Here is an 18,554-nt window from a genome sequence, read left to right as displayed (position 1 = left end):
TTTCAGTCGGCGAACAGTGTCCGCAGCGCCAACCCCGGGTCATCAGCGCGCATAAACGCTTCACCTACCAAAAAACCGGGGACACCGGCGGCGCGCATTTTCATCACGTCGCCTCGCGTGTGAATAGCGCTTTCGGTGACCACCAATTTCTCTTCGGGTATCAACGGCAATAGTGCCAAGGTAGTATCCAGGCTGGTTTCAAAATTACGCAAATTGCGATTATTGATACCCAAAAGCGGCGTATCCAGCTCCAGGGCGAGGTCGAGTTCGCCTTGATCATGCACCTCGACCAACACATCCAAACCGTAGTGAGTCGCAGCGGCTGCCAGCTCGCGCAGTTCCTCCAGATCCAGAGCGGCAACAATCAGTAATATTGCATCGGCACCGATGCTCCGTGCTTCGGCAATCTGATAGGCGTCCACCGTAAAGTCTTTGCGCAGTACCGGCAGATCGCAGGCTGCACGGGCCGCCTGCAGGTACGCCTCGCTGCCCTGAAAAAAGTCGCGATCGGTCAGCACAGAAAGACAGCTTGCACCACCTTCCTGATATTGGGCGGCAATAGCAGCGGGCTCAAAGTGCTCGCGAATAACGCCCTTGCTGGGTGATGCTTTTTTTACCTCGGCAATCACTGCAGGCATGGCGCGTGCCGCGCAGCGCTGCATCGCCGCGGTAAAGCCCCGAGCTGGCTCCTGCGTCGCGATGGTCGCCTCAAGATCAGCCAGTGAGGCATGCGCCTTGCGCTCGCGAATCTCTTCTGCCTTACGCGCCAGAATCTTCTGTAACACGTCGGGTATTGATGAGCTCATGCACTTTTTCCCTCACGCATAAGCTGCGTCATATCCACAAAAGCTTTGAGTTTCTCTGCGGCCTGCCCGGTGGACAGTAGGTCCTCGGCAAGCGCCACCCCATCAGCCAAGGACGATGCTATTCCCGAAACATAGATGGTTGCGCCGGCATTCATGGCTATGATCTGCCTGGCTTTATCCGGGTTCGTATCGGCATCTTCAGCGCTACGACCGGAGAGCGCCGCACGTATCAATTTTGCGGACGCCTGCGCTGAGCTCACCGACAAGCCACTCAGATCAACTGCGGCCAATCCAAAGTCTTCGGGGCTGATGGTGTAGCAAGTCACCTTGCCGTCCCGAAGCTCTGCCACTTTTGTGGGCGCCGCAATAGAGATCTCATCGAGCCCATCTTCTGAGTGCACCACCATGGCATGCTCACTACCCAGGGCTTTTAATGCATAAGCCAAGGGCTCGCATAAGGCCTCGCTGTAAACACCCAGTAATTGACGCTTAACTCCCGCAGGATTCGTCAGGGGACCCAGAAGGTTAAAGAGGGTTCTCAGCCCCAGCTCACGCCGAGGGCCGATAGCGTAACGCATCGCACTGTGATGCGCCGGTGCAAACATAAATCCCAAGCCCACATCATCAATGGCCCGGGCAACCTGCTCGGGACTTAAATCCAGAGGAACACCCAAAGCCTCCAGTACATCCGAACTACCGCTGGTGCTGGAAACGGAGCGGTTGCCGTGTTTGGCCACCCTGGCACCTGCCGCAGCCACAACAAAGCAGGCAGCCGTGGATACGTTAAACAGATTCGCCCCATCACCGCCGGTGCCCACAAGATCAACCAGGTAATCACCGTGTACGGATACCGGCGTTGCCAAGTCACGCATCACGCCGGCCGCACCGGCAATCTCATCAATAGTTTCGCCTTTCATCCGCAAGGCCATGAGCAAAGCGCCTATCTGCGCATCGGTGGCATCACCGGACATAATCTGCCGCATAACCGACGCCATTTCGTCTTGGCTGAGGTCTTCCTGTTCGGCGACCCGGGCCAGAGCCTGCTGAATATCCATCTCTTAAGTCTCCCCTTCATCCGGCAACACAGATTGCTGTAAAAAGTTTTGCAGCAAGGCGTGCCCATGCTCGCTAAGTACCGACTCCGGGTGGAACTGAACTCCCTCGGCGCCGGTCTTGCGGTGACGCAATCCCATGATCTCGTCGACTTCACCCTGGGCGTTCACAGTCCAGGCTGTCACGGCAAAGCTATCAGGCAAAGTGTCTTTAGCCACCACCAGCGAGTGATAGCGCGTGGCAACAAACGGCGAAGGCAGACCGCTGAACACGCCACTGCCATCGTGATGAATCTCAGAGGTTTTGCCGTGCATCACCCGCTGCGCTCGAACAACCTGGCCACCGTAGACCTGCCCCAGACTTTGATGCCCCAGACAAATCCCCAGTATCGGCAACTTCCCGGCAAAGTGCCCAATGGCCTCCATGGAAACCCCCGCCTCGTTAGGGGTGCAAGGACCAGGGGAGATCACAATGCGCTCAGGGGCCAGAGCCTCAATCTCATCAATGGTGATTTCGTCGTTACGAAAGACCTGCACGTCTGCCCCAAGCTCCGCCAGATACTGCACCACGTTGTAAGTAAAGGAATCGTAGTTATCGATCATCAGCAGCATCAGATTTGCTCCCCGGCATCGACCATGGCTGCCGCTCGCAGTATTGCCCGGGCTTTGTTCAGTGTTTCCTGCCACTCAGCGCTGGGAACCGAATCTGCCACTACGCCTGCCCCCACCTGTATGTGCAACTCTCCGTCTTTGAGCACCGCTGTACGAATAGCAATAGCGGTATCCATATCGCCGGCCCAGGACAGATAACCCACGGCGCCGCCGTAAATACCACGTTTCACCGGTTCCAGCTCGTCGATGATTTCCATAGCGCGAATTTTTGGTGCGCCGCTGAGTGTGCCTGCAGGCAGTGCGGCGCGTAGAGCGTCCATGGATGAAAGGTCTTCCTGCAACTGGCCTTCGACATTGGACACGATATGCATCACATGAGAATAACGCTCTACCTGCATATTCTCAGTAAGCTCAACGGTACCGGTTTGAGCGATACGTCCGACGTCGTTACGCCCTAGATCAATAAGCATGAGGTGTTCAGCTATTTCCTTGGGGTCCGCCAACAACTCGGCCTCCAGTGCCTGATCCTCGGCTTCGGACTTACCTCTGTGCCGCGTTCCAGCAATGGGACGCACGGTAATCTTGCCCTGCTCCGCTCTTACAAGAATCTCCGGCGATGAGCCCACCACCTGAAACTCGTCAAGATCCAGAAAATACAGATAAGGCGAGGGATTGAGGTTGCGAAGCGCTCGGTACAGATTAAGCGGCGGCGCAGAAAACGGCAGGGTCATACGCTGCGAAGGTACTACCTGCATAACGTCGCCGGCCAGCACGTAGTTCTTTACGGTGTCTACCGCAGCCTCGTACTCACCCTGACTGAGACTAAACCGCGCTTTCGCTTCATGAGCACTGCCATCAGCGCCCGCCAATGACACTCTCGGCAATGGATCCAGTGGTGCATCAAGAGCAGCCACCAGACTATCGAGGCGGGCATTGGCGGTCGCCAGCGCGCCATCTACGCCGGGGTCCACATTGACAATCACACGCAGGGTGCCGGCGAGATTATCAAATACCAACACTTCTTCGGAGAGCATCAGCAAAATATCCGGCGTGTGCAGCTGATCCTCGGGGCAGCTGTGGGCAAGTCGCGGCTCCACATAGCGCACGGTATCGTAGGCAAAATAGCCCACCAAGCCACCGTGAAACACCGGCAAAGCATTCTGTTCGGGACTGCGAAAACACTGCTGATAGGCCTCGACAAAATCCAGCGGGTCGGCGACCTCTTCGGTCCCGATACACTCGCCATCAACCCAGCTCTCTACCCGGTGGCCGTACACCTTGATTAACTCCTGACACGGCAAGCCGATGATCGAATAGCGACCCCACTTCTCGCCGCCCTCTACAGATTCGAAGAGGTAGGAATAGGGACCTTCGGCAAGTTTTCGGTAAGTAGATAGCGGCGTGTCAAAGTCCGCCAGCACTTCGCGATGGACGGGCACGCGGTTGTAGCCCTGAGCGGCCAGTGCGGCAAATTCATCAGTTGTCATGGGATGGTCCTGGAAAGCGGGTTACGGGGTTTGCAAAGCAAAGGTGATTAGCGAGGGGCGAAACAAGCCCGGGCAGTCACCATCGCCAGCGTGTCATCTCCCGTATGACCGCACTTTGGGCTGCTGCCCCATACGGTCGAGTGTCATGGATTCCAGTAGTCATAGTCGCCATTGTAGCCTCGACGTCGGACTTGGCAAGCGCTGTACTTTGCATCAACGCTGTAGCCAGGCTCTTTAAACTGCGCCTGCCAAAGCCCTGCGCATCTCACTAATAACCGCCGCATAATCGGGCTTGCCAAAGATCGCCGAACCGGCCACGAATGTGTCTGCACCGGCCGCCGCGATTTCTGCAATATTGGCCGGAGTAACCCCGCCATCCACCTCGAGACGAATATTCAATCCAGAGGCATCGATAAGCGCCCGAGCCTCGCGAAGCTTGGTCAGCGTCGAAGGGATGAACGATTGGCCGCCAAAGCCGGGATTCACGGACATCAACAGAATCATGTCCAGCTTGTCCATCACATAGGTCAGATCGTCCAAGCCAACATGGGGATTGAGCACCAAACCGGCCTTGCAACCGGCGTCACGAATCATCTGCAAAGAGCGATCAACGTGGGTGGAGGCATCCGGATGAAAGGTAATGAAGCTTGCACCTGCCTCTGCAAAGTCGCCGATAAGCTGATCCACCGGAGAAACCATCAAGTGCACGTCAATGGGAGCGGTAACCCCGTGTTTGCGCAAAGCTTTGCACACCATGGGACCGATGGTGAGGTTAGGCACGTAGTGATTATCCATCACATCGAAATGCACGATATCGGCTCCGGCGGCCAGTACATTGTCGACCTCTTCTCCCAGACGCGCAAAATCTGCAGACAATATGGATGGCGCAATCAAAAATTCATTCATGTCTTGTCCTGTTTTTTAGCAAGCTCACGTTCAAGTTGTTCAAGGCGCGACGGCGTTCCCACATCAGTCCAGCGTCCGCGGTAGTGCTGCGCAAACAAGCGTCGCTCTAAGATCGCCTGCTCCAGCAAAGGCAGCAACGGTCGTTTCCCAGGCGCGTATCCGTCAAAGAAACGCGGATCATACAGACCTATGCCGGCATAAGTGAGGCTGTCTTTACCCGCGGCAGTCACTCTCCCCTCATGCAAACTAAAGTCACCGGCGGGGTTATGTTCGGGATTGTCCACCAGCTGCAAGTTTGCGGTCCCGGGCCTTAAGGAATGTTGAAGCAGATCCCTAAAGTCACAATCGGTCCAGATATCCGCATTGACCAGCAAAAAAGGCTTATCGCCGAGCAGCGGCAGTGCCTGAATAATACCGCCGGCTGTCTCAAGGGGTTCCTCTTCGCGACTGTAACGAATCGCGCAATCCCAGCGGCCACCGTCGCCGCAGTGCTCGACGATTTGCTGACCCAACCAGGAAACGTTAATCACAATATTATCAACGCCAGCTTTAACCAGTGATTCGATGTGGTAGTCAATCAAAGGCTTGCCCGCTACCCTCAACAAGGGCTTGGGCGTAGTGAGGGTGAGCGGTCGCATGCGCTCACCTTTGCCCGCGGCCAGCAGCATCGCTACGCGCGGCACCACTTTATCGGGTGTATTCGAACTAGCCGGACTCATGAAACCAGTCGTGCTGCTGAGCCGCTGGCAGGATCTGTCGATCGAACCAGGCGGCAAAGGCTGCCAGCGCCGGCACGGCGGGATAACTTTTTAATGTGCTTTGCACATAGCCCATGACGCGAGGCAGATCCTGGAGGTAGCCCGGCTTTCCATCACGTAAATAAAGCCTTGCGAAAATTCCCAGCACCTTGATGTGTCGCTGCAATCCCATGAAATCAAAATCCATAAGGAATGCCTTGGGCTCAGGCACAACAACGCCCCGCGCTGCCAGATCCTCGCGGTGCTTTAGCGCCCACTGGCGAACCTGATCATCCGGCCAGCGCAGATAGCAGTCTTTGAGGAGAGAAACCGGGTCATAGGTGAGAGGACCTAGCACCGCGTCCTGAAAATCAATGGTGGCAAGAGCACCGTCGGCAAGCAACATAAGGTTGCGAGCATGAAAATCACGATGCACCACGACCTGCGTCTGAGCCAGGGCCCGGTCGCAGAGTAAAGACTCCAGAGCCGCGAAGTCGCCTACAACATCTGACGGCATATCCAGTCCCAACAAGCCCTGGCAAAACCACTCGGGAAACAAAGCCATTTCGCGGCAAAGATGCGCGCGATCATAGGGTAACAGGGAGAAGTTCGCTGCATCGGCCAGCGCCAGGTCCTGCAGCATACCCAGAGCATCCGAGTAATAACCATCGACGGTTTGCGCCGTCAACAAGGGCAGTAACGTCTGATCCCCCAGATCCTCCAGCGCCAGAAACCCCTGCTCAAGATCGGCCTGAAGTACCGCAGGCACTCGCAGACCCGCATCCGCAAGGGCTCCGGCAAGGGCCACAAACTCAGCATTCTTCTCGGTTTGAGGGGGCGCATCACAAAGGATCACTGACAGGCCGTCGTGAGCCACACGAAAGTAACGTCTAAAACTGGCGTCTCCGGCAACCGGCTCGAGTTTCTGCGAGCCGATGGGCGATCGCGACGCATACCATTGCCTCAGCTGCTCTGTTCTATCAGCGCGACTCACACATCTCCAGGGTTTTAATCACCCAAAATCCAAAACATCACGGACGGTCAGTAACCGCCAAAGGCCGCTAGCTTAACAATCTTTAGCTCCGCGTCTAACGCCAGTCTCACCGATGCTTTATTATGCGCCGTCCATTGCGCTAAAGCCGCCGCAGATGCCCACAGCTTCACCCAGAAGATTTGCCACGAAGAACCTGTCATCACAGGCCTCAGGCGCGCGCTCTGGCGTTGGGCAGCGTCGGGGAGGCTATGCGATGCTGCTGCTGATGTGCAGCGGGTTAGTGGCTGCACAGAACCAGTCGCCTGATGCCTCTGTCGCGGTGGATGAGGCGCTGATCGAGGAGCGCATTGAGCCCCGCGTTGGGGCCGAGCTTGACTGGGTCCCCATCGAGGACGTTCCTAAAGCCCTGAGAAACCTGAGCTGTCGCCTGTGCGAGGGCCGCTACATTGACCCTCAGAGTGGCGCCAATGCAGCCAAGGACCCTGATACCTCGCCCATCAACGCCAGCGCGAGAAGCACCGAGCTGGAAGGCAATACCGTGCGCCTGTCTGGCGGCGTTGAGGTCACTCAAGGCTACCGGGAGTTTTCCAGCGATGCCGCCAGCATAGACCGGGAAACCCGCTCTGGAACCCTCGAAGGCAACATTGAGCTTAGAGAACCCGGCGTGCTGCTGCGTGGCGAACGCGGGCAGTTTTACTCGCGCACTGGCGAAGCACAGATGGAGAACAGTCAATTCGTACTCCATGAGCAGCAATTACGCGGTAGCGCCGCCTTACTCTCCCGCGACAGCAATGAACTCATTCGCATCGAAGATGGCGAGATGACCTTTTGTGCTCCCGGCGATAATGACTGGCTGCTGCAAACCGGACAGCTGGAGCTTGATCTCGAACGTGGCGTGGGCACCGCTCGCGACGCCACGCTACGCGCGGGCGGATATCCGATTTTTTACACCCCCTGGCTGAGCTTTCCTCTGGATGACCGACGCCGCAGCGGCTTCCTTTTCCCGGCGATTGGCTCGGATAGCCGCGGCGGTGTCGATATCGGAGTCCCTGTGTATTTGAATCTGGCAGAAAACTACGATCTGCTTTACGCGCCTCGATATATCGGTCAACGAGGCATTAACCACGAGTTTGAAGGTCGATATCTGGACCCATTCAACGGCAATTGGCTGCTCGGGGGCAGCTATATCGGCAACGATAAGCAGTACGCGGACGATTTCCCGGATGAGCCGGATGCAAAGCGCTGGCTGGCTAATGTTCAGCACCAGGGAGCCTATGGAGGACGATGGCGCTCACTGATCAACTACAACAAAGTATCGGATGTAGATCTGATCCGTGACCTGGAAACCTCCCGTCTCGATTCACGTCGCGATGTAAACCTGTTGCAGCTTGGACAGGTCAAGTATCTGGGTGATGACTGGCTCATCACTGCACAGGCCCAACAGTTCCAACCGCTGGCCGAAGACATTCGCAACGACTATAAAAAACTGCCGCAGATCACCGCGCAGTACCGCAGCCAGGGCACGCCTTTCTCCCTAAATCCTATTGGAATGGTGCAATACTCCAACTTTGATACCGACACCGAGAGCCTTGCCACCGGTCAGCGACTCTACGGTGAAGCCGGGGTGACCTATCCTATGAGTTGGCAGTACGGTTTTTTACGCTCTACTGCCAAGTACCGGGTCCTTGAATACGAACTGAATCGTCAGGTGGGCAATCTGGACGAAAACCCAAGCGCCCGCTCCGGTCTTGCCAGCGTCGACGGCGGCCTGTTCTTTGAACGGCGAACCCAGTTGGCCGACAAGGACGTCGTACAGACTTTGGAACCCAGGGTCTTTTATCTCTACAGCCAATACGACGAACAAACAGACCAGCCGGATTTTGACAGCGCCGAGCTCACCTTTAACTACAATCAACTGTTTAGGGACACACGATTCTCCGGGCGAGATCGACTCGATGACGCCAACCAGATGGCTATTGGCCTGACCACACGGTTTTTGGACGAAAGTAGTGGTGAAGAGCTGTTCAACGCCAGCATCGGGCAGATCGTGTACTTTACGAATCGCCGCGTCCGCTTGGGTGCTTCGGCCCCAGAGCTTGACCGCTCAAATTCAGAGCTTGCCGGTGAGTTTAATTTTTACCCCAACGAACGACTGTCCGTGCGCAGCAACCTGCAATACGATCCGTCGACGCGAAAAATGAATTCCGGAAATCTCATTGCCAGCTATACCCGGGATGACGATACGGTGTTCAATGCGGGGTATACCTTCCGGCGGCCAGTTTCATTAGTGGGGAACCAACCCACCACTGATCAGGTCAACTTATCTACCTACTACCCAATCAACAACAATTGGCGCTTTTTTATGGCCTGGAACTACAGTCTGGAAGCTAACCGTAGCGTGGAAGATATGGTCGGGATCGAATACGATAGCTGCTGTTGGCAGGTTCGCCTGCTTCATCTGCGCTACTTCGATACCGTTCGCAACGAGATCCCCGACTTTGATTCGCCCAATCTGGATCGCGAATACGCCACGCAGATACAGTTTGTGCTCAAAGGCCTTGGCGGTTTCGGAGATGGCGTAGAACAGTTGATGGGCGACATGATTCAAGGATTTAACAGACTTGCGTACAGCAGATAGAAAAAACTTGCTCCGTAGACAATTGCTGGCTCTTTTGTGTGCCGGCACCCTGACGTCTGGCGCTTATGCAGCCACGGAGATGCTCGACCAGGTGGTCGCCATCGTAGACGACGACGTGGTGATGGCCAGTGAACTTCGGGAGCGCATGGCCACGGTGAACGAAAACATCGCCATGCAGGGCGCTGAAGCGCCACCGGAAGATGTATTGATCCGAGAAACCCTGGACCGACTCATTCTGGAAAACATCCAGATCCAAATGGGCGACCGCTTTGGCGTACGCATCTCTGATGGTCAGTTGGATCAGGCGATGGCGCGTATTGCTTCCCAGAACGGTCTCACCCCTGAGCAGTTCGCGATGCTATTGGAGCAAGAGGGTCGGTCCTACGGTGAAATTCGCCAGAATATTGAACGCGAGATGATCATTCAGCGCGTGCAGCAAGGCAACGTGAACCAGCTAATCCAGATCAGCGAACAGGAAATCGAAAACTATCTGTCCACCGAAGAGGGACAAAAGCTTGTTCAGCCTGAATATCGAATCATCCACGCCCTCCTGCCGATTACTTCTGACACCAGTGAAGCAGAGGTTGCTCAACGGACGGCGTACTGCGAGACACTGGTAGAGCGTATTCGCGGTGGTGAAGCCTTTGATGCGGTGATGGCCTCTGTTCCACCCGAGTATGTGTTCTCTGGCGGTGATCTGGGCTGGCGAAAGCTTGACGACCTTCCCAGCCTCTTTCAGGAGGTCGCTCCCACCATTGGTCGCGGCGAAACGGCCGATCTTTTTCAGAGCCCGAGCGGCCTGCATATTGTCACCATGGCAGACCAGCGCGGCGGCGGAGACATGACAATCAGCCAGACAAGAGTGCGCCATATCCTCCTCAAACCCTCAGAGATCCTTAGCGATGATGAGGCGCGAGAGCTCGCGGCAGAGCTAAAAGCCCGCGCTGAAGCTGGAGAGGATTTTGGCGAACTTGCTAAAGAGTATTCCGAAGATATCGGCTCTGCGGCAGAAGGCGGCGATTTAGGCTGGACCAGTCCGGGACAAATGGTCCCTGAGTTCGAAAACACCATGGCCAGCACTGAGATCAACACGATCTCTCAACCGGTGCGCAGCCAGTTTGGCTGGCACATACTGGAAGTGCTGGAGCGGCGCGAAAAAGACGTCACCGAGGACATGCGCAAGGCTCAGGTTCGTGAGTTTTTGCACGGTCGAAAATACCAGGAAGAACTCGACGCATGGCTGCGCAAAATACGTGACGAGGCCTTTGTCGACATCAAGTAAGCTGCCAAGGCTTGTCATCTCAGCAGGGGAACCTGCGGGGATAGGGCCCGATGTGGTGCTGGCGGCGTCTCAGCGGGACTGGCCGGCGGAACTGGTGGTGATTGCGGACCGGGGCATGATGGAGGCACGGGCAGCGCTGCTGGGCCTCTCAACGCGATTCATCGCCTACAACCTGGATATCGAGCGAATCAGTAACGCTGGCACACTCTCTGTTCTGCACGAGCCTCTTGCCGTATCTGCTGCCCCAGCTCAGGTGGAGTCACAAAATGCAGCTGGAGTACTCGCTGCACTCAAGCGTGCTGTGCAGGGCTGCATGGATGGCGAATTCGACGCTATGGTGACAGCACCGGTGAACAAAGCCGTGATCGCCGATAGTGGCGTGTCTTTCTCGGGTCATACCGAATACCTTGCTGAACTCACTGAGACCCCACAGGTGGTGATGCTACTTGCAGCGAATGATCTGCGAGTGGCGTTGGCGACAACGCACATACCTCTGGCCGCCGTACCGACAGCTATCAATCAATCGCTGTTACTCGATGTACTTCGGGTGATGGATGCGGACCTAAAATCCAAGTTTGGTATCGCCTCGCCACAGATCAGCGTTCTGGGGCTAAATCCCCACGCCGGTGAGGGCGGGCATTTGGGTATGGAAGACATAGAGGTCATTGAGCCCGCCCTCCAGGCAGCCAAATCAGAGGGCATTAATGTGTCCGGGCCCTGGCCTGCTGATACAGCGTTCAATAAACGCCTGAGCGACCAAACCGATGCTTATCTGGCCATGTACCACGACCAGGGCTTACCGGTACTCAAGTACGCGAGCTTTGGTGCAGCAGTGAATGTCACTTTGGGACTGCCGATTATCCGAACCAGCGTGGATCATGGAACGGCTTTTGATTTAGCCGGCACTGGCGATGCCGACCCCAGCAGTTTTTTTGCTGCCGTGGAGTCCGCCCTGGATCTGGTTAGGGTGCGCTAGCTGCGCCTGAGCCGCGTGACCCACACCTGGCGTCCGTTTACACAAGCGCCCCTACTCAATACACTTGCAAGCATTAACAAGGCGTAGCTTTCGCCTCAGCCGAAATCACTGTGGTTCTACAAGCCAACTCGGCAACTCTCTTAGGAAAAGCGGGCAGGATTGCTCGCTTTAAAGCCCTTGGGCACCGTCACAACACAGCGCAAAACCATGACCGACGATCTTTCTTACAGCTATTCTCATACACCCACGCCGAACCAGACTGCGACCGCAGCTAGTCCGTCAACTTCGGCTGCGCTGGTCGCTTTTGCAGACTGCGAGCTGATCGGCGTGGATGCTCAAAAGATGCTGGTTATCAACCGGGTCAACGGCAAACAGCAGTTCATTGCTCCCCCCGTTGTGGACGCGCTAAAGACCTGCACCTCGTTTGACACCATCGAAAATCACACCAAACGACTGTGTACCACCCGCCCGGAACTTCGCGGTCAGGAAGCCGGTGTGGGCTCAACCTTGCAGCAGCTTGCAGAGTCCGGTTTTTTACTGATGGGCGAAGGTATTCGGCAACGCCTTACCGACGCACCGCCGCGGGAGTTAGCGCCAAGTCGTGTATTTGTTATCACCTGCGATCGCCCCGAGGCTGTGAATCGTCTGCTGGAGTCCATGCTGCGATCGGGCAACCTTAGTCGTCATGACGCGCTTTATCTCGTTGATGATTCCCGCGAGGAGAGCAACCGCATAGCCAATCGCGAGCTGGTGGATACCTTTAATCTGCGCAGCGCCAAGGACATGCAGTATTTTGGCGCCGCAGAGCAGCGCGAGCTCCAAGACAAACTCATTGCCGCGCTGCCTGAGCACGAGCAAGGCATTCGCTTTTTGATAGATCCCGAGCAGTGGACGGGCTACAAAACCTACGGCCGCTCCAGAACCCTCGCGTTGTTGCTGTCTGTAGGCTACCGGGCAATCGTGCTCGATGACGATGTAACCTGTCAGGCAATTTTACCGCCGGTGCAGGAGGAAGGAGTTTCATTTACCGGTCAGCGCCAAGCGGCCTTTTATCAGGACCGCGAGACATTGATCGCTCAGGGGATGCCCGCCGAGTTTGACCCTCTGTCAGGACATCTGCAGTGCCTTGGTCAGAGCCTGGGCCACTCGCTAAGCGAGCTTGCGGGCGGAGAGCTGGATAGTCAGTGGCTTCAAAATACCAACGCCGCCATGCTGAATGTCCTGGACCCTACAAGTCCGGTTCTGGTTACCCAATCCGGCGCCTGGGGTGATCCGGGTACGGGTGGCGCCCACTGGACGCTCAATCTTGATGAACGCTCAATCGAACGTTTAGTCAACGCACCCCACGGCATGGTTAATGCCGTAGAGAATCGCTGTAACTGGCTGGGATGCACTCGTCCAACACTGCATAAGATGGCGTTTATGTCGCAGATGACGGGCCTTGATAATAGTCATTTGTTGCCGCCGTATTTTCCTGCCTTTCGCGGTGAAGACCTGCTGTTCGGCACTATGATCGAGACCATGTATCACCACGGCGCGGTGCTTGAGTATGGCTGGAGCGTGCCTCACCTACCGTTGGATGATAGAAGTCACATGAGCATCAAAGACCCTATCGCCGGCGAAGGTGGAATCGTTTTGTTCTCTCGCTACATGACGGAGAACATCGATTACAAAGATGCGAGCAACCCAGAATCGCGTTTGAAGAATATGGCGGAGGATGCGCGACGACTGGCGGCCCGATCTGACGAAGACCTGCTGCTGGATTACCGAACGGAGCAGGCTAAGGGCCAGGCGCATTCGTTGTATTTAATGAAGATGCAGGCAGAAAGAGCGATTCAACTTCCTTCGATTAACTGGCAGTCGTATCTGAACCGCGGCGTAGAGGAAGTGGAGCGGTCTATGGATGAGGAGCATTCTCCTACGCACATAAGTGGTGTCCCAATAGACGCTAGCGAAACAGAACTGCTTGGCAAATTCCGGGACTTTGCGACGGGATGGGCTGCTGCGATAGATGCCTGGCCCGCGATGCGGAGCAGTGTTCAGTGACGCTCCAGCTTCATCAGAATACCAGGAACAATCGAAGCAAGCGCTTCTTCATCACATATTAGGCAACAGAAGAGAACTCAGGAATATTTTTCAAGCTAACGTTCTTCGATTCTGGCGGTCCCAGCAAGTCTTTCGCTAACAAAAGACAAAAGAACATAAAGGCAGGTACAAGCTGCAAGCTTATTCTACCTACCGCCGTAAATCGCAATGCGCCACCAGAATAAGCAGTAAATACAAAAAGAAACAAAAACAAGCATGTTGCAGCTGCTAACGCCACGCCCACACCCGAATAGACCATTAAAGCTGATCTTCGAAACAACAGCGCAAGAACAATCAAACTAACCAATAAATAGCTAAACAGGTGCCAGTTGTCGTGCAGGAACAAGCTGTCAAACACCGCTTTGAACGCGCCAGGGCGATAAAACAAGTTCAGTTCTTGCAGCGAGTGCCCCGCAAACACAAGATCACGAGGAAAAACTGCCAATAGGGCAAATGCTATAAGCGCCAACCCAAGCAACAGTAGCAGGGCTTTCTTTCCCGGAAAGAACACCATCAACAACGCCGGAACAAACGTCAATAACCAGAAAACCCCCTCATTCTTGATTAACACACATGACACGGCAAACAGGGTTGCTAGCACGGCCTGAGAATGAGCCCGGCGCATAGACCAATTGTGAAACGCCATCATCGCAAGGCAATAGCAGGCACCCAAAAAAAGATCGGCGTAACCTGCTAGTGCCACATGCGCATTAAGTAGTGGCATTGAGAGTAAAAAGTAAGTAAACACCAGCGACAACATAGCACCGGCGCCTGCTTCGCGAGCCTGCCCATAAAACGCCAACCCCAGTCCAACCACGCACAGTAACCAAGGAAGATTCATCAAACTTTCGTCCCATTGACCTATCGCTGTCGTCATCCAAAGCTGCAGTAACGGGATGGTTATTGGATACCCGGGATGATGATCAGTAAATAACGATGTGTTGGGATCGTTCAGCCAATCCGCGTTCTCTATAAAAGGACGCAATTCAAGGTACTCGAACCAGACTCGCGTCTTGGTAGCCCAGTGCATGGTTGCATCCCAGCCAAACACCGGACGCCAGATAACATCCACAGCAAGGCCGCCGATTCTTAGCGCGATGAGCGCGAACAATACGCCCATAAAAACTTTATCAACCGTAGATATTTTGGCCGACACTGAAACAGTGTGTGCGCCATCGACCAATGATCCGCCCCTATAAATTGCAGTGGCCAGCAGCGCCCCGGCCACCATCGCAACGGCCGCAGCGCATATAGCAAATGACAAGGGCATGCCCAACGCATTCAAGAACCGCATAATCACTGGAACACCCACCAGCCCCAGAAGGATTCCATAACCCGTTATGAGCGTCCGCCGACTTGCTGCGGCTTCTGGAACAATCAGAAAAGCCAACAAAGTTCCGGGTATCATTAATAACAATAGCGCAAAGGCCATCAGCAAAACGTCCATTCAGATCACCTGGTAGAGCGAACCAAGATCGCTAGACAGTAGTAACTTCACTTTTAGGCGGCTCATTGCGCCATAGCGCAGATAGCTATTCTGGGTATCGTAGATCACCGACGAAGGCTGGAGTAGCAAAACATAATCGCCGGAATGCAGATACTTGGGATCGGGCAAGATCTTGGCGTGTCGCTGCCAAAACACGTTCTTGGGATAAAGATAGTAAGCGCCGCGCATTCCATTGTAGTCACTAGCGGAGCTTACAAGCACTCTCGCCGCATCAGACGCATCGGACGCATCAACTGCGTCGTGCACTGCGGTGATCAAATTATAAAGCTCACGATCCCCCCCGGCCTGCCGCTTTTCCGCCGGTGACTTGCCCGCAAATGTTTCTCGAGTTAGCTCGGCCTGCCTTAACAATCGGCCCTGCCAGAAAAAATCTAACACTATCCAACTCAACAAGAAGATTACGCCGACAACAGACCACTGAAAGCGCAAGCGCTCTTTGAGCACGAGGGCAGCCACCAAGTAAACCAATACCGCGGCTAGCAAAATGACTGCAATCGCGAGTACTGGAAGTGTCGTAGTCGCTATGGAACTAGCACCAATATGGCTATTTATTGAACTGTGCTGCCAAGGCACAAAAGTCGCCCAATCAGCGAGCGTTGGGTACATCGAATAGGGAAATACTGCCGGTAAAATCTCCATAGACTCCAGCACCACGCTCCCACCTGGAGGGCCCAAAAATATCACCGCCAGCGTGCTAGCTGCGCCTGTCCAGCTTTGCTCGCTCGCCATATTCAACCAAAATGAGCGACCAGGCGAGACCCCAATGCGACGGTACTGCAATCGTTCACCCGTCGCCGCGCTTCGCCAGCTAACAATCATCGCCAAAACATCCGAGCGCTCTTTGAAATCAAGATGAAGAAGAGGTAGATCCTCCATCAGAGCTTGGCGGGCGCTAACTTCAACAATTGCCTGCCCTGCAGCATCAAACTGGATAGCAGTGGCTTTACCAGCTTGGCGTGGCAAACCTTTGACCACACGCATATCCTGATAAGACCAAGACTCGCCAGACGCTTTGCCGCCTTTACTCTGTGATGAGTCAACCACGGCTAAGCCCGCGATCACGATCAATAGTCCGACAATGAAGCAAAGCAGTGCTGTACGCAGCATATTGGGCAGGCTCGCGATATGTAGCAGGAACGCTAAATGATATCATCTCTACTTGCTTTTTCGTGGTCCAGAGCAGCGACCATGGGCTGAAGTTAGCTCCCTTTGAGTCGCCAGCGACTAATCGGGAAATGCCAGCTACATCAAGCGACACTCAACGCCCAGCGCTGAACCGTTTGCACTCCAGAGAAGAAAACAATCAAAGAAGGCACCTTAAAGATGAGCAATCAGGATTCGATCAAGGTCATTATCCAAATTCCTTGTTTTAACGAGGAACAAACCTTGCCTATAACGCTCGCCGATCTTCCGAGTCACATCGACGGTGTGGACATCATCGAGACCCTCATCATCGACGATGGCAGCACTGACAAGACCCTAGAAGTCGCTCGCGCCGCGGGGGTTGACCATATCGTTCGCAACAAGAGAAACATGGGCCTTGCTCGGAGCTTTCGGCGAGGTATAGAAGCGGCACTCGCCCTGGGCGCTGACATTATCGTCAATACCGATGGCGACAATCAGTATGTGGGCGAGGACGTAGCCCTGTTAGTCGGCCCAATTTTGTCCGGACGAGCGGAAATCGTCATTGGTGACCGCCAAACGCATTTGATTGAGCACTTTTCACCGCTCAAAAAGGTTTTGCAGTGGGTAGGCAGCGCCATTGTTCGGCGTCTGGCGGGTATTGCCGTCCCAGACACGGTAAGCGGATTTCGCGCATTTTCTCGAGAGGCCGCTATTAAGCTAAATATTGTGTCAGGTTACAGCTACACCATCGAAACGGTAATCCAGGCCGGTAAGCGCGATATGGCTGTTGAATCTGTCCCGGTACGAACCAACGGTGAACTGCGTAAATCGCGTTTGTTCACCAGCACCCCAATGTTCATACAACGCCAAGTGTCTACGATTCTGCGGATGTATGCGATGTACCAACCGCTGAAAGTGTTTTTTTATGTCGGCATGGGATTCACAGTTATCGGGATGCTGCCTATTTGTCGCTTCCTCTACTTCTACTTCACAGATGGTGGCGCAGGAAATATCCAATCGCTGCTATTGGGCAGTGTTCTACTAATAATGGGGTTCATTGCTTTTGTCGCTGGACTCGTCACCGACCTCATTGCCGCCAATCGTCAATTGCTCGAGATGACGCTTGAACGGGTAAAGCGCATGGAGATCGAGAATGCGGTGGCGAAGCCCCCACGTCAGTGAGCGATAGAGTCACATAAAATATCATTGCGCCAAAAAAACACCACACAAAATGGATAAACCAAGCATTGTCATTATCGGCCCCGTACTCCCATTCCGTGGAGGCATTGCCGAACACACAACACAGCTCTCAAGAGCGCTCGCGCAGAACAATATTTGCCGCGTTATTTCATTCAAGCGTTTGTACCCCCAATGGCTCTTCCCAGGCGAAAGTGATCAGGACGCAGATCATAAGGGACATTTGGAAGCGAACACTGAATACTCTATCGATACTCTGAACCCGTTAACCTGGCTTGTGACTGCGCGTAAAATCAAGTCTTTGCGACCTGACCTCGTTCTCGTACCTTGGTGGACCATCTTCCTGGGACCGTTATTGGTCTACATAATTTGGTCGCTAAAACGCAACGACATTCAGGTTGTACTGATGTGTCATAACGTTCTTGACCATGAGGCAACTAACTGGAAACGATGGCTAACGCGAGTCTTCTTAACGCAAGCCAGCAGATTTATCGTTCACAGCAAGGCCGAAGCCGCTCGCCTAAAAGAGCTACGCCCAGCGGCAAGAGTCCTAATACACCCACACCCTATTTATGATCAATACCCGAAATCACGACGGGTCTTGCAAAGGAGGGCATCACTAGAACTCCTATTTTACGGCTTTGTGCGACCGTACAAAGGCCTCGACATGCTAATCGAAGCAATGGGGATGCTGCAGAACGAAAGTGTTTTTCTCACGATTGCAGGAGAGTTTTGGGATGGAGAAAAGGAGCTGCGAGAGCGTATCGCTGAACTTACGCTTGAAGAAAAAGTCGAAATCATCCCCCGCTATGTATCCGCCGACGAAACCGCGGACCTCTTTACTCGGGCCGACATAGTCGTCCTCCCTTACCGCTCGGCCACAGGCAGCGGAGTAATCCCTATCGCCTACAACTACCTTACGCCAGTATTGGCGACAAAAGTTGGCGGCCTACCCGATGTCGTCATCGAGGGAGAAACGGGCTGGCTAAGCGATGCGGACCCATCGGCGTTGGCAGATGCGCTCCGAGGTCTGGATAAAACAAAACTAGGTATGACCGCGCCCTGTATCGAGAAACACTGTGCAAAATACTCTTGGACCGGCTTCGCACATGCCCTTCTATCTGACGAGTATCTCTAAGGAACACATTTC

The 18,554-nt window shown here is 54.6% G+C and carries 15 protein-coding genes; 6 read left to right on the top strand and 9 right to left on the bottom strand.

Going from position 1 to position 18,554, the window contains the following annotated elements; all coding sequences use genetic code 11:
• Positions 1 to 2: 2 nt before the first annotated feature.
• The 7 genes from trpC to R0135_RS14555 all read right to left on the bottom strand — a co-directional run bounded on the left by trpC (position 3) and on the right by R0135_RS14555 (position 6,594).
• Positions 3 to 806 (bottom strand): indole-3-glycerol phosphate synthase TrpC, encoded by an 804-nt coding sequence (trpC, locus tag R0135_RS14585; RefSeq protein WP_407347649.1) that lies wholly within the window; start codon positions 804 to 806, stop codon positions 3 to 5.
• Complete coding sequence (trpD, locus tag R0135_RS14580; RefSeq protein WP_407347648.1) at positions 803 to 1,861, bottom strand: anthranilate phosphoribosyltransferase; 1,059 nt, start codon at positions 1,859 to 1,861, stop codon at positions 803 to 805. Before trpD ends, trpC begins: the two co-directional genes overlap by 4 nt.
• Positions 1,862 to 1,864: 3 nt before the next feature.
• The gene (locus tag R0135_RS14575) at positions 1,865 to 2,470 is read right to left on the bottom strand and encodes an anthranilate synthase component II (protein WP_407347647.1); all 606 of its coding nucleotides are present in this window, start codon (positions 2,468 to 2,470) and stop codon (positions 1,865 to 1,867) included.
• The gene (gene trpE, locus R0135_RS14570) at positions 2,470 to 3,957 is read right to left on the bottom strand and encodes an anthranilate synthase component I (RefSeq protein ID WP_407347646.1); all 1,488 of its coding nucleotides are present in this window, start codon (positions 3,955 to 3,957) and stop codon (positions 2,470 to 2,472) included. The genes R0135_RS14575 and trpE overlap by 1 nt, the downstream gene beginning before the upstream one ends.
• A 234-nt stretch (positions 3,958 to 4,191) precedes the next feature.
• The gene (gene rpe, locus R0135_RS14565; protein ID WP_407347645.1) at positions 4,192 to 4,863 is read right to left on the bottom strand and encodes a ribulose-phosphate 3-epimerase; all 672 of its coding nucleotides are present in this window, start codon (positions 4,861 to 4,863) and stop codon (positions 4,192 to 4,194) included.
• Positions 4,860 to 5,582: an N-acetylmuramate alpha-1-phosphate uridylyltransferase MurU gene (gene murU, locus R0135_RS14560; RefSeq protein WP_407347644.1), complete on the bottom strand. Its 723-nt coding sequence runs from the start codon at positions 5,580 to 5,582 to the stop codon at positions 4,860 to 4,862. Before murU ends, rpe begins: the two co-directional genes overlap by 4 nt.
• Positions 5,569 to 6,594, bottom strand: coding sequence for an aminoglycoside phosphotransferase family protein (locus R0135_RS14555; protein ID WP_407347643.1), 1,026 nt, complete (start codon positions 6,592 to 6,594; stop codon positions 5,569 to 5,571). Before R0135_RS14555 ends, murU begins: the two co-directional genes overlap by 14 nt.
• Positions 6,595 to 6,748: 154 nt before the next feature.
• Between R0135_RS14555 and R0135_RS14550 the strand changes: the two genes are divergently transcribed.
• The 4 genes from R0135_RS14550 (at position 6,749) to R0135_RS14535 (ending at position 13,536) form a co-directional block, all read left to right on the top strand.
• Positions 6,749 to 9,232 carry an LPS-assembly protein LptD gene (locus tag R0135_RS14550; protein WP_407347642.1) on the top strand — a complete coding sequence of 828 codons (2,484 nt, stop codon included), beginning with the start codon at positions 6,749 to 6,751 and terminating at the stop codon, positions 9,230 to 9,232.
• Positions 9,233 to 9,239: 7 nt separating this feature from the next.
• Complete coding sequence (locus R0135_RS14545) at positions 9,240 to 10,514, top strand: peptidylprolyl isomerase (protein WP_407347641.1); 1,275 nt, start codon at positions 9,240 to 9,242, stop codon at positions 10,512 to 10,514.
• A complete protein-coding gene (gene pdxA / locus R0135_RS14540) occupies positions 10,498 to 11,490 on the top strand; it encodes a 4-hydroxythreonine-4-phosphate dehydrogenase PdxA (RefSeq protein ID WP_407347640.1) in 993 nt (330 codons plus the stop codon). Before R0135_RS14545 ends, pdxA begins: the two co-directional genes overlap by 17 nt.
• Positions 11,491 to 11,697: 207 nt before the next feature.
• Complete coding sequence (locus R0135_RS14535) at positions 11,698 to 13,536, top strand: hypothetical protein (protein WP_407347639.1); 1,839 nt, start codon at positions 11,698 to 11,700, stop codon at positions 13,534 to 13,536.
• 58 nt (positions 13,537 to 13,594) lie between these two features.
• Here R0135_RS14535 and R0135_RS14530 read toward each other — a convergent pair whose 3' ends face one another.
• The gene (locus R0135_RS14530; RefSeq protein ID WP_407347638.1) at positions 13,595 to 15,022 is read right to left on the bottom strand and encodes a hypothetical protein; all 1,428 of its coding nucleotides are present in this window, start codon (positions 15,020 to 15,022) and stop codon (positions 13,595 to 13,597) included.
• Positions 15,023 to 16,189: a hypothetical protein gene (locus R0135_RS14525; protein ID WP_407347637.1), complete on the bottom strand. Its 1,167-nt coding sequence runs from the start codon at positions 16,187 to 16,189 to the stop codon at positions 15,023 to 15,025. It lies immediately after the preceding gene.
• Positions 16,190 to 16,405: 216 nt separating this feature from the next.
• Here R0135_RS14525 and R0135_RS14520 point away from each other — a divergent pair, with 216 nt between their 5' ends.
• Complete coding sequence (locus tag R0135_RS14520) at positions 16,406 to 17,389, top strand: glycosyltransferase family 2 protein (protein ID WP_407347636.1); 984 nt, start codon at positions 16,406 to 16,408, stop codon at positions 17,387 to 17,389.
• A 49-nt stretch (positions 17,390 to 17,438) separates the two neighbouring features.
• Entirely contained in the window at positions 17,439 to 18,542 is a 1,104-nt protein-coding gene (locus R0135_RS14515) for a glycosyltransferase (RefSeq protein WP_407347634.1), read from the top strand.
• Positions 18,543 to 18,554: the final 12 nt, after the last annotated feature.

The organism is Congregibacter variabilis, from assembly GCF_045689235.1.
GTDB classification, from domain to species: Bacteria; Pseudomonadota; Gammaproteobacteria; order Pseudomonadales; family Halieaceae; genus Congregibacter; species Congregibacter variabilis.
This window is presented reverse-complemented; position numbering and strand designations above follow the sequence as displayed.

Coding starts and splice junctions, on each gene's coding strand:
- trpE (WP_407347646.1), bottom strand. CDS start 3,957: ATGACAACTGATGAATTTGCCGCACTGGCCGCTCAGGGCTACAACCGC.
- R0135_RS14520 (WP_407347636.1), top strand. CDS start 16,406: ATGAGCAATCAGGATTCGATCAAGGTCATTATCCAAATTCCTTGTTTT.
- R0135_RS14515 (WP_407347634.1), top strand. CDS start 17,439: ATGGATAAACCAAGCATTGTCATTATCGGCCCCGTACTCCCATTCCGT.
- trpC (WP_407347649.1), bottom strand. CDS start 806: ATGAGCTCATCAATACCCGACGTGTTACAGAAGATTCTGGCGCGTAAG.
- R0135_RS14530 (WP_407347638.1), bottom strand. CDS start 15,022: ATGGACGTTTTGCTGATGGCCTTTGCGCTATTGTTATTAATGATACCC.
- murU (WP_407347644.1), bottom strand. CDS start 5,582: ATGAGTCCGGCTAGTTCGAATACACCCGATAAAGTGGTGCCGCGCGTA.
- R0135_RS14535 (WP_407347639.1), top strand. CDS start 11,698: ATGACCGACGATCTTTCTTACAGCTATTCTCATACACCCACGCCGAAC.
- trpD (WP_407347648.1), bottom strand. CDS start 1,861: ATGGATATTCAGCAGGCTCTGGCCCGGGTCGCCGAACAGGAAGACCTC.
- R0135_RS14575 (WP_407347647.1), bottom strand. CDS start 2,470: ATGCTGCTGATGATCGATAACTACGATTCCTTTACTTACAACGTGGTG.
- R0135_RS14525 (WP_407347637.1), bottom strand. CDS start 16,189: ATGCTGCGTACAGCACTGCTTTGCTTCATTGTCGGACTATTGATCGTG.
- R0135_RS14550 (WP_407347642.1), top strand. CDS start 6,749: ATGCCCACAGCTTCACCCAGAAGATTTGCCACGAAGAACCTGTCATCA.
- rpe (WP_407347645.1), bottom strand. CDS start 4,863: ATGAATGAATTTTTGATTGCGCCATCCATATTGTCTGCAGATTTTGCG.